The sequence below is a fragment of the Streptomyces sp. NPDC028368 genome (assembly GCF_055565615.1).
The window spans coordinates 113,571-123,831 of the sequence record NZ_JBVHTY010000022.1 but is presented as its reverse complement, the minus strand read 5'-3'; the positions used below and the strand labels follow the sequence as shown (position 1 = coordinate 123,831).

Genomic DNA, 10,261 nt, shown 5'->3' with positions numbered 1-10,261 from the left:
TTGAGGCAACGCGGAGCATTGCTGATTGACGACAACGCCGCAGATGCGCGTGCCAGACCCCGCGAGCCCGACCTGATCCAAACGACAGGCCCTAGGGGCCTCGCCCGCAGGCCGTCCGTCGGGGAGGATCACCCCATGGCACCGAGCCCGCATCCCGCCGCCCGTCCCGCCCTGCTCCGCGCCCGCCCGGCCCTTCCCCGCACCCTGCTCGCGTTCCTGTCCGTCCTCGTCACCTTCGTCGTCGTCGCGCGCTGGGGTCCGCTGCTCGCCTTCGACACCCGCGTGACGGATGCCCTGCACCGCGTTGCCGTCACCGAGCCCGCCTGGACCCGGATCAACCGGCTGCTGACGGACTGGGTGTGGGACCCATGGACGATGCGCGCGATCCTCGCGGCGGTGGTCGGGTGGCTCGTACGGCGTGGTGCGTGGCCGCTCGGGGTGTGGGTGGCGGCCACCGCGCTCGCCGGTACGGCGCTGCAGCAGACCCTGAAGGCGGTGATCGGGCGGGCGCGCCCCGCCTGGCCGGATCCGGTGGACTCGGCGCACTACGCGGCCTTTCCCTCCGGGCATGCGATGTCGGTGACGATCGCGGGCGCCCTCGTCCTGTGGCTGCTGCGGCTGCACGGGGCGTCCCCGCGTCTGCGGTGGGCGGCGCGGGTGGCGGTCGCCGTCTCGGTCGTCGGTGTCGGCTTCACCCGCGTCTATCTGGGCGTGCACTGGCCGTCGGATGTCGTGGGCGGCTGGCTGCTGGGCGGCGCGCTGGCGGCCGGCGCGACGGCGGCGTATCCCTGGTACACGGGGCGGCTCGCGCGGGATTGGCCCGGCGCCGCGCACCGGCGAGGATGGCCGTCATGACGACGATCAAAGGTGTGCTCTTCGACTTCTCCGGGACGCTGATGCGGATCGAGTCCGCCGAGTCCTGGCTCCGCGCCGCCCTGGACGCGTCCGGCACGGCCATGGACGACGCCGAGATCGCGCGGCAGGCGGCCGCACTGGAGCGGGCGGGCGCGCTGCCCGGCGGTTCCACCCCCGCCGAACTCCCCGGCGAGCTGGCGGAGCTCTGGGAGCTGCGCGACCGCGACGCCGACCGTCACCGCGAGCTGTACACCGGCCTGGCCCGCCAAGTCCCGCTTCCCGGGCCGGAGTTGTACGACGCGCTGTACGAGCGCCATATGACGGCGGAGGCCTGGTCCCCGTACCCCGATGCCGCCGAGGTGCTGGCGCGGCTGCACGGGAGCGGGGTCCGGACCGGCGTCCTGAGCAATATCGGCTGGGATCTGCGGCCGGTGCTGCGCGCGCACGGCCTGGACCGTTACATCGACCGCTACGTCCTGTCCTACGAACACGGCATCCAGAAGCCGGACCCCGAGCTGTTTGCGATCGCCTGCGACGCGCTGGGGCTCGCACCGTCCGACGTCCTGATGGTGGGCGACGACCGGACGGCGGACGGTGGCGCCACGGCGCTGGGATGCCGGTACCTGCCGGTGGACCACCTGCCGGCGGAGCGGCGGCCGGACGGGCTGCGGCCGGCGCTGGAGCTGGTGGGTCAGTCCGCGGACTAGGCGCGCAGGACCAGCCACTCCTGAAGCTCGATGAGGTTCCCCTCGGGGTCCTTCAGGTGGGCGACCCGCATCCGGTCCGTCATGGGGCCGGGGCCGTGGACCAGAACGGCCCCGCGCCCGGCGATCTCCGCGCTGTAACTGTCGACGTCATCGACCCGCAGCACGACGAGCGACCGGTACCCGGCCGGCTGCGCGCCCAGTTCGTCGAGGACCTCGGCCATGCTCGCCCGCTCCTGCAGGGCGACGCCCGCCGGACCGCTCGCGCACAGGAACTTCGCATACGGGCCGTCCTCGGCCTCGAACTGCGGCTTCAGCCCCAGGACATCACGGTAGAAGCGGTAGCAGCCGCGGAAGTCCTCGACGAGCAGGCGGACTTGGGCGAGTTCCATGAGCATCCCCCTCAATGTGCCGTATCCCGGGCAACGATAGCCCCATCAGTCACTGCTGTCCCACGATGTCCCCGTCGCCCAGTCGCGCAGTGCGGCGAAGTCGTCCGGGAGGAGGCCCTTCGTCGGGTCGACGCGATACGGGAGGGCGTGGCCCCGGTGGTGGCGGGCGATCCACTCGAGGTCGGCCGGGCCGATCTCGTCGTCCACCCAGGCGAAGGGGCGGCCGCCGGCGGAGGCGACGAGCGGGCGGGTCTTCCAGTGCACGCCGTCCGGATCGTGCGAGGGCATCTGCGGCCAGTCCACGGCGGGCAGTTCGGGCAGTCCCAGCACCGGGCCGATCCAGGTGTTGGCCTCCGTCTTCCAGGTCGTCGCCCAGATGAGCCGGTAGCCCAGACCCATCAGGAGCGGCCCGTGGCCGGGGTTGAGCCAGACGCGCAGGGGCGGGCGCGGGGGCTCCCACCCGGTGGGCCGCGCCCGGAGCGTGGTGTAGCCGACGGGCCGGCGGTGCGGCTTGGCCAGCCATGGGTTGAGGGGGCCGTCGACGTCGAGGAAGAGGAGCGGGCGCTGATCGGTCACGCGGTGATGATGCTCCTGGGGGGCGGCCGGCGCGAGTGCCGGGACGGGCCCGGATTACCGTGGCCCGCGACGGCGTCGCCCGGACCTCGAGCGGCGTCGGCCTGACCTCGGGAGGATCTCGCGCCATGACCGCCTACCTCGACGCACTGTTCTCGCTCACCGGCCGCAAGGCACTGGTCACCGGGGGCAGTTCCGGTATCGGCCGGGCCGTCGCAACGGCGCTGGGGCGCGCCGGGGCCGAGGTGGTTCTGCTGGCCAGAGGTGCGGAGGCGTTGCGTGAGGCGGCCGGGGAGCTGCGGGCGGCGGGGTGCGCGGCGGACTGGGTCGGCGTCGACCTGGGCGACCGGGACGCGCTGGAGCGGGGCGCCGAGGAAGTGGTGCGGCGGCACGGCGAGCCGGACATCCTCGTCAATGCCGCCGGGGTCAACCCCCGTCCGCCGATGGACGAGCTGGCGGTGTCCGACTGGGACCGCACCATGGCCGTCAATCTGGACGCGCCGTTTCTGCTGGGCCGGCGGTTCGGGCCCGGCATGGCGGACCGCGGCTGGGGCCGGATCATCAACATCGCCTCGCAGCAGGCGATCCGGGCGTTCGGCAACAGCGGAGCGTACGGGGTGTCCAAGGCCGGGATCGCGGCGCTGACCCGGTCGCAGGCGGAGGCCTGGTCCCGGCACGGGGTGAGCGTGAACGCCATCGCTCCCGGTTTCGTGCGCACCCCGCTCAACGAGGCCGTGTTCGCCGACCCCGAGCGCACCGAGGCGATGGCCCGGCGCACGATGGCGGGGCGCAACGGCGAGCTCGACGACTTCGCGGGGGCGGCGGTGTTCCTGGCGGGGCCGGGTGCGGAGTATGTGACGGGGCAGACGGTGTTCGTGGACGGCGGCTTCTCCGTCACCTGAGACGCGCCGCATGCCTTTTCCGCCGGCGCACCGCGGCGGCGAGCGGCGAGCGCTTCGCCGGGCACGGTACTGAACGGCAATTCAGCAGTCTCCGTTGACAGCCTTCTCCGGCGGTCCCGATACTGACTCGCGGTTCAGTTACTTCGCCCGCTGTCACCGCCTGGAGGCACCGTGTCCGTGCTCCGCCGGGAACTGGTCCCGCTCGCCCCCGAGCAGCCCGGCACCTCGCGGCGTACGGCACATCCGGCACCTCACACCCCGGCACGAGCAGGGCGCGGACTACGCCGCCGACGGCTATGCCCGCGCCACCGGCCGGCCCGGCGTGGCGATCACCACCACCGGGCCCGCCCTGATGAACATCGCTGCCGCCATCGGCCAGGCACACTCCGACAGCGTTCCGCTGCTGGTCGTCTCCCCCGGCATGCCGTTGCGGCATCCCCGGCCGGCCACCGGCCTGCTGCATGAAATGCCTGGCCAGAGCGGGGCTTTCGGGCATCTGACGGCCTTCAGTCACCGTGTCTCGTCGGTGGCGGAGATCGGTGTGGCCGTCGCCCGCGCGTTCACCCGCTTCCGGTCGGGGCGGCCCCGGCCCGTCCACCTCGAGGTGCCGCTCGATCTGCTGACGGCGGCCGAACCGGCCGGACCGCCGCCGCTCGCGCCCCCGCATCTCCCCCTGCGCCCGCCGCCGGAAGCGCTGCGCGCGGCGGCCGGGGCGCTGGGGCAGGCCCGCCGTCCGGCGCTGGTGCTCGGCGGTGGCGCGCACGGGGCGCGGGCCGAGGTGCTCGCGCTGGCCGAACGGCTGGGTGCGCCGGTGGCCACCACCGCCAACGGCCGCGAGACCTTGCGGGGGCTGCTGACCGAGCTCCGCGAGCGCCCCACGGCCGAAACCGGGCGCACCGCGGCTCGCGATGCGGCCGCCGCACTGGGCGCCGCGGCCGATGCCGAGACCGGCGCGCGTGACCGGGACCGGCTGCCGTTTCTCGCCGCGATCCGGTCCGTACTGCCGCCCACCGCGGTCCTCACCTCCGACAGCGCCCAGTGCTGCTACTACGGCGCGCTGCCCCATCTGCCCGTCGATCCGCCCGGCCGCTGTCTCCACCCCACCGGATTCGGCACCCTGGGCTACGCCCTGCCCGCCGCCATCGGCGTCAAGGCGGCCCACCCCGACCGGCCGGTCGTCGCGCTGAGCGGGGACGGCGGGCTGCAGTTCACCGTGCAGGAGCTGGCGACGGCGGTCGATCTGGGGCTGCCGCTGCCGGTCGTCGTATTCGACAACGGCGGTTACGGAGAGATCCGCGACGAGATGGCGGCGCGGGGTGACACCCCGGTGGCCGTCGACCGACCGCCCCTCGATCTGGGGGCGCTCGCCCGCGCGTACGGCGGATACGGCGCCCGCGCGGACACCCCCGCCGCGCTCGCCGACGCGCTGCGCACCGCCCTGACCGTGCCCGGCCCCACCGTGATCACCGTCCCCGAACCGCACACACACTCCGCCGGAACGCACTCCACCGAAGGGCACAGCCCCCAACGTCCCTTCCCGCCTGCCGAGGAGACCGCCCCATGAGCGCACCCACCGCCCCGCTGATCTCCCTGACCTGGACCGACCACCTCACCGGCCGCCGCGGCCATCTCGTCATCGACCGGCTGGTGCGCGGCGTGGCCAGCGGCGGGCTGCGGATGCGGGAAGGCTGCACGCTCGAGGAAGTCACCGGCCTCGCCCGCGGAATGACGATGAAGGAGGCACTGCACCACACCCCCGGCGCCCGCTACATCCCGCTCGGCGGCGCCAAGGGCGGCATCGACTGCGATCCGCACGACCTGGAGGCCTTCGGCCTACTGACCCGCTATCTGCGGGCGATGCGCCCGTACATCGAGCAGTTCTGGACCACCGGCGAGGACCTCGGCCTGACGCAGGACCTCGTCGACAAGGCGGCCGCCGAGGCCGGTCTGGTCTCCTCCATCCAGGCCGTCTACCCACTGCTCGACGACGAACACGCCGCCCGGCAGCGGCTCGCCGACGCCTTCGCCGTGGAGGTGGACGGGATCGGGCTGGACGAACTGGCCGGCGGCTGCGGCGTCGCCGAGGCGGTACTGGCCGCCCTCGACCGGGACGGCACGCCGTACGCCGGCACCCGGGTCGCGCTCCAGGGCCTGGGCACGATGGGCGGCGCCACCGCCCGGTTCCTGGCGCGGGCGGGGCTGCGGGTGGTCGCCGTCGCCGATGTGAAGGGGACTGTCGCCAACCCGGACGGTCTGGACGTCGAGGCGCTGCTGCGCGGCCGGGACGCCTTCGGGGCGATGGACCGCACGGCGCTGGGCCCGGGGGATGCTGAGCTGCCGGCCGAGGCGTGGCTGTCCGCCGAGGCGGAGGTGCTGGTCCCGGCGGCGGTGTCGTACTGCGTGACCGCCGCCAACCAGGCGGACATCAGGGCGCGTTGGGTGGTGGAGGCGGCCAATATGCCGGTCGTTCCGGAGGCCGAGGCGCCGCTCGCGGCCCGGGGCATCACCGTACTTCCGGATGTGGTCGTCAACTCCGCTACCAACGCGTGGTGGTGGTGGACCCTCTTCGGCGACATCGAGGCCGATGCGGAGCAGGCCTTCGCCCATATCCGGGCTTCCATGCGCGCGCTGATCGAGCGGATGCTGGCCCGCGCCGCGGCCGACGGCAGCACGCCGCGGGCCGCCGCCCATGCGCTGGTCACCGACCGGCTACCGGAGATCACCGAACGGTACGGCTGCCACCGGTGAGGCGTCGCGTGCCCTCCCGTACGGGGTCATTACGCTCGGCGGATGGGCCGATCACAGGAGGCGCGCACACAAGGCGCGGGACCCTTCACCACCCGGGTGACCTGGCCGCTTGCCGAGGGCGGCAGCGCGGTGTGGGAGTCGCGCACGGCCCGCAAGCGCGGCACGCTCGCCGTGCGGCCCGCCGGGGAGACCGCGAGCCGGCCGCGGCGCGCCGACGCCGCGGGGCGCGCCCGGCTGCGCCGGCTCAACACCGTCGCCGCGGTGTCCTTCACCGTCGGCGGGCTCCTCTTCGCGCTCGGCGCCGCGCTCGCCCAGCTCGGGCCGGGGAGCCCGACCGCGTGGGCCGCCGTCTTCTTCACGGGCGGCGTCTTCTTCTGCGCCGGCGGTTACGCGTCCCTGCTCCAGGCGATCAACGCCCCGCGCCGGGAGAGCGCGGCCGGTGCGCTGATCACCCCGCGCTGGAACCGGTGGACGTACGAGCCCGGCCGGATCGACTGGCTGAGCACCTTCACGCTGTTCATCGGCACCCTCGTCTTCGGTGTCGACCTGCTGGACTCCTTCCTCCAGGGGCTCACCGTGCAGCAGGCCGACCGGCTCGTGTGGGCTCCGGACATGGTCGGCTGTCTGCTGTTCCTGATCTCCGGGCACCTGGCGCTCCTCGAGGTCTGTCATGGCCGGCCGGGCGTCCACCGGCGGAGTCTGGGCTGGTGGATCGTTGCCGTCAATCAGCTCGGTTCCGCGCTCTTCCTGGTCTCGGCGCTGGCCGCCTTCACCCGCCCAGAGACCGGAAGCCAGATCAGCGTCGCCGTAGCCAACTGGGGAACGTTCGCGGGCGCGGTGTGTTTCTCACTCGCCGGTGTACTGCAGCTCTTCGAACACCCCTGACCTCTGGCGGCAGGGCCCTCCGGCGGAGATGCGGGTACCGGGCACCTGTGAAACCGTGAATCGAGAGCATGTCCGCCGGCGGGCTCGGGTGTCGACGGCCAGGTGTCTGAAGTTTCTCCTGTGAGGAGCGGGCCATGGCCACTCGGAAACACCTCAGCGGCTGGACGGGTCTGGCCGCGGTGCTGATGATCTTCGGCGGCATCATGACGGTCCTCGAGGGGATCTCCGCCATCGCCCACGACCATGTCTTCGACGAGACGCGGGACTACTTCTTCGCTTACAGCCTGACGGGCTGGGGATGGATCCATCTCATCCTGGGCATCGTCATCTTCCTCGCCGGCTGTGCGCTGTTCGGCGGCGCGGTGTGGGCGCGGATGGTCGGTGTCACGCTGGCATCCATCGCGGCGCTCACGAACTTCCTGTGGATCCCGCACGCACCGTTCTGGGGCATCGTGTTGCTCGCCATCAACGTCACCATCGTCTGGGCGCTGTGCACGGGTGACCGGCGCCGAGTGACCCATTGACGGGCCGGGCGAGGTGGCGATGCCCGCCCTACAGGACGGCGCCGGGCCGACCGAGCGGGCGACGGCCGGCCGGGCGCTCCGCCGCGACGTCCCGCGCTCCAGCCACGCCGAGTACGCCCCGGCGGCCGGCCGCGCCGATCCGGTGGAGCTGATCGAGCGGCAATCGGCGCTGCGCGTACCGGAGTTGGTTCCCCTGCGGTACAGCCGGATGCTGGAGTCACCGTTCCGCTTCTACCGTGGCGCCGCCGCGATCATGGCGGCCGATCTCGCCACCACCCCGGCCACCGGGCTCACCGCCCAGCTGTGCGGGGACGCGCATCTGCTGAACTTCCGGCTGCTGGCCTCCCCCGAACGTCATCTCCACTTCGACCTCAACGACTTCGACGAGACGCTGCCCGGCCCCTGGGAGTGGGACGTCAAACGGCTCGCGGCGAGCCTGGTGATCGCCGGCCGGGAGAACGGCTTCGACGCGGCCACCCGGTCCGGCATCGTCCGCACCGCCTGCGCGTCATACCGCGAGCAGCTGCGCCGGTACGCGGGGATGCGCACCCTCGATGTCTGGTACGCGCGGGCCGATATGGAGGACGTCCGGGTCGCGGAGGCGGACCGGCTCGGGAGCACCGGCCAGGGGCGGCTGGCGAGCGTGATCGACAAGGCGCGCTCACGCGACACGCTGCAGGCCTTCCGCAAGCTGGTCCGGGTGGACGGCGGCCGGGTGCGGTTCGCCGCCGATCCGCCGCTGATCGTGCCGCTGGCCGATCTGCTCCCGGGCGCGGCGGGCGAAGAGACGGCCGAGGCGCTGCGCGGCCTGATCCGGGGGTATGCGCGCAGTCTGCGGTCGGACCATCGCCGCCTGCTGGAGCAGTACCGGGTGGTCGACATGGCCCGTAAGGTCGTCGGCGTCGGCAGTGTGGGGACCCGCTGCTGGGTCGTTCTGCTGCTCGGCAGGGATGCCGATGACCCTCTCCTGCTCCAGGCGAAGGAGGCCGGTGAGTCCGTGCTCGCCGCGTACACCACGCCCAGCCGCCACCTCCATCAGGGCGAACGGGTCGTGGCGGGGCAGCGGTTGATGCAGGCCGCCAGCGACATCTTCCTCGGCTGGGAGCGGGCCACCGGCTTCGACGGCCGTCAACGGGACTTCTACATACGGCAGTTGAGGGACTGGAAGGGCGTGGTGGAGACCGGGATCATGGTTCCCCGGGGCATGCGCCGGTTCGCCGCGCTGTGCGGGGCCACGCTGGCGCGGGCGCACGCGCGCAGCGGCGACCGGATCGCCCTCGCCGCGTATCTCGGCCGGGGTGACGTCTTCGACCGGGCGCTGGCACGGTTCGCGGAGCGCTACGCCGACCAGAACGAGCGGGACCATCAGGCGCTGGTGGACGCGGTCCGCGCGGGCCGGGTCCCTGCCGAACCGGGCTGACGCCGCCGGCCGCGCGCCCCGACCGCCACGAAGACCAGGCCCACGGAGAGGAGAGGCGGCACAGGTCCTTGCGGAGGCGGGTCCGCTGGGCACGCCAACCGGCGTACAGATCCGGGGAGTTGGCGTCTTCGGCGGTGTCGGCAGCGGCGGGCGGGTGGGGGGTGCCGTGGGAACCGGTCAAGAGGTCGTCACCAGGTTTCGTCCGGACGGCCGCGACGGCGTCCGGGCCACTGAGTAGGGTGACGGCGTGGCGAGAGTACGGTTGAGCGTGGCGGAGCGGCGCGAGGAACTGCTGCGCGCGGCGGTCGGGCAGATCGAGCGGCGTGGGGTCGCGGCCCTGCGGGTGGCCGATGTCGCCGCCGAACTCAACGTGAGCAACGCCCTGGTGCTCTATCACTTCGCGACCAAGGAGAAGCTGGTCGCGGCGGCCTTCCACTACGCGGCCGAGGCCGATCTGGACCGTCTGCGGTCGCTGCTGGAGCGGCGGGGCAGCGCCCTGCGCCGGCTGCGGGCGGCGCTGCGCTGGTACTCCCCCACCGGCCAGGCCAAGGGCTGGAAGCTGTGGATCGAGGGCTGGGCCGCATCGCTGCGCGAGCCGGTGCTGCGCGAGGTGGCGCAGGACCTCGACCGGCAGTGGAAGGCGGCGCTCGCCGAGGTCATCGGGCAGGGCGCGGCGGCGGGCGAGTTCGTGTGCGCGGACCCCAAGGGCGCGGCGTGGCGGCTGACCGCGCTGCTCGACGGTTTCGCCGTACAGACGATCACGTACGAGGGTGCGCTGCCGCGCCGCACCATGCAGCGCTGGGTCGACGAGGCGCTCGCGCGGGAGCTCGGCCTCGGCGCGGGCGAGGGCGCCGAGGCCGAGGGCTGAGGCGGCGGGTCGGCCGCCGGCGGCGAGGGAGTCGAGGATGCCGCGTACGGTCTCCGGGTGATCTTGGGGTGCGGGAACGCGAGGCGGGCGACGGTCTCGCCCTCCCAGACGCTCGGGGTGATGAAGGCGGTGCCGGCCGCCGGCAGGCGATTGGACCAGGCGTAGCAACGGGAGACTCCGGCCGTGGCCGTGGTGCGCGATGCGTGGCGGACCTGGCTGCCGGCCTCCGGCGCCTTCCTGATCACCGTCGGCGGCCACTACATCGTCGTCACGTTCATACCGGCCGTCGGCCACACCACCGGGCCCGCGGCCGGCTGAACCGGCCCCGCCCACGCGCGAGCGCCCGGCCGGGAAACCCCGGCCGGGCGCTCGCACCATCTGCTCGGCTGA

The 10,261-nt window shown here is 73.4% G+C and carries 12 protein-coding genes; 10 read left to right on the top strand and 2 right to left on the bottom strand.

The window, feature by feature from the left end; all coding sequences use genetic code 11:
- Positions 1-135: 135 nt before the first annotated feature.
- Entirely contained in the window at positions 136-855 is a 720-nt protein-coding gene (locus ACZ4S3_RS35950; protein WP_467942355.1) for a phosphatase PAP2 family protein, read from the top strand.
- Positions 852-1,562 (top strand): HAD family hydrolase, encoded by a 711-nt coding sequence (locus tag ACZ4S3_RS35945; protein ID WP_467942352.1) that lies wholly within the window; start codon positions 852-854, stop codon positions 1,560-1,562. Before ACZ4S3_RS35950 ends, ACZ4S3_RS35945 begins: the two co-directional genes overlap by 4 nt.
- Here the strand turns inward: ACZ4S3_RS35945 and ACZ4S3_RS35940 are convergent.
- Both ACZ4S3_RS35940 and ACZ4S3_RS35935 read right to left on the bottom strand, forming a co-directional pair.
- The gene (locus ACZ4S3_RS35940; protein WP_467942350.1) at positions 1,559-1,951 is read right to left on the bottom strand and encodes a VOC family protein; all 393 of its coding nucleotides are present in this window, start codon (positions 1,949-1,951) and stop codon (positions 1,559-1,561) included. The genes ACZ4S3_RS35945 and ACZ4S3_RS35940 overlap by 4 nt on opposite strands.
- A 45-nt stretch (positions 1,952-1,996) precedes the next feature.
- Positions 1,997-2,527: an HAD domain-containing protein gene (locus tag ACZ4S3_RS35935; RefSeq protein WP_467942347.1), complete on the bottom strand. Its 531-nt coding sequence runs from the start codon at positions 2,525-2,527 to the stop codon at positions 1,997-1,999.
- A 125-nt stretch (positions 2,528-2,652) separates the two neighbouring features.
- Here ACZ4S3_RS35935 and ACZ4S3_RS35930 point away from each other — a divergent pair, with 125 nt between their 5' ends.
- From ACZ4S3_RS35930 to ACZ4S3_RS35895, 8 genes are all read left to right on the top strand, one after another.
- Positions 2,653-3,426 (top strand): SDR family NAD(P)-dependent oxidoreductase, encoded by a 774-nt coding sequence (locus tag ACZ4S3_RS35930; RefSeq protein ID WP_467942345.1) that lies wholly within the window; start codon positions 2,653-2,655, stop codon positions 3,424-3,426.
- A gap of 94 nt (positions 3,427-3,520) precedes the next feature.
- Complete coding sequence (locus ACZ4S3_RS35925; RefSeq protein ID WP_467942341.1) at positions 3,521-4,990, top strand: thiamine pyrophosphate-binding protein; 1,470 nt, start codon at positions 3,521-3,523, stop codon at positions 4,988-4,990.
- Positions 4,987-6,174 (top strand): Glu/Leu/Phe/Val dehydrogenase dimerization domain-containing protein, encoded by a 1,188-nt coding sequence (locus ACZ4S3_RS35920; RefSeq protein ID WP_467942337.1) that lies wholly within the window; start codon positions 4,987-4,989, stop codon positions 6,172-6,174. The genes ACZ4S3_RS35925 and ACZ4S3_RS35920 overlap by 4 nt, the downstream gene beginning before the upstream one ends.
- A 42-nt stretch (positions 6,175-6,216) precedes the next feature.
- Positions 6,217-7,059, top strand: coding sequence for a hypothetical protein (locus ACZ4S3_RS35915; protein WP_467942334.1), 843 nt, complete (start codon positions 6,217-6,219; stop codon positions 7,057-7,059).
- A 134-nt stretch (positions 7,060-7,193) separates the two neighbouring features.
- Complete coding sequence (locus ACZ4S3_RS35910; protein WP_467942331.1) at positions 7,194-7,583, top strand: DUF7144 family membrane protein; 390 nt, start codon at positions 7,194-7,196, stop codon at positions 7,581-7,583.
- 19 nt (positions 7,584-7,602) lie between these two features.
- Positions 7,603-9,003: a DUF2252 domain-containing protein gene (locus ACZ4S3_RS35905; RefSeq protein ID WP_467942327.1), complete on the top strand. Its 1,401-nt coding sequence runs from the start codon at positions 7,603-7,605 to the stop codon at positions 9,001-9,003.
- A 247-nt stretch (positions 9,004-9,250) separates the two neighbouring features.
- Positions 9,251-9,871: a TetR/AcrR family transcriptional regulator gene (locus ACZ4S3_RS35900; RefSeq protein ID WP_467942323.1), complete on the top strand. Its 621-nt coding sequence runs from the start codon at positions 9,251-9,253 to the stop codon at positions 9,869-9,871.
- Positions 9,872-10,054: 183 nt separating this feature from the next.
- Positions 10,055-10,189, top strand: a complete 135-nt coding sequence (locus ACZ4S3_RS35895; RefSeq protein WP_467942319.1) for a hypothetical protein — start codon at positions 10,055-10,057, stop codon at positions 10,187-10,189.
- The last annotated feature ends 72 nt before the right edge of the window (positions 10,190-10,261 follow it).

Excerpts from the sequence above, each read along its gene's own strand:
- ACZ4S3_RS35950 (WP_467942355.1), top strand. The coding sequence starts at position 136 with ATGGCACCGAGCCCGCATCCCGCCGCCCGTCCCGCCCTGCTCCGCGCC.
- ACZ4S3_RS35945 (WP_467942352.1), top strand. The coding sequence starts at position 852 with ATGACGACGATCAAAGGTGTGCTCTTCGACTTCTCCGGGACGCTGATG.
- ACZ4S3_RS35940 (WP_467942350.1), bottom strand. The coding sequence starts at position 1,951 with ATGGAACTCGCCCAAGTCCGCCTGCTCGTCGAGGACTTCCGCGGCTGC.
- ACZ4S3_RS35930 (WP_467942345.1), top strand. The coding sequence starts at position 2,653 with ATGACCGCCTACCTCGACGCACTGTTCTCGCTCACCGGCCGCAAGGCA.
- ACZ4S3_RS35920 (WP_467942337.1), top strand. The coding sequence starts at position 4,987 with ATGAGCGCACCCACCGCCCCGCTGATCTCCCTGACCTGGACCGACCAC.
- ACZ4S3_RS35915 (WP_467942334.1), top strand. The coding sequence starts at position 6,217 with ATGGGCCGATCACAGGAGGCGCGCACACAAGGCGCGGGACCCTTCACC.
- ACZ4S3_RS35910 (WP_467942331.1), top strand. The coding sequence starts at position 7,194 with ATGGCCACTCGGAAACACCTCAGCGGCTGGACGGGTCTGGCCGCGGTG.
- ACZ4S3_RS35905 (WP_467942327.1), top strand. The coding sequence starts at position 7,603 with ATGCCCGCCCTACAGGACGGCGCCGGGCCGACCGAGCGGGCGACGGCC.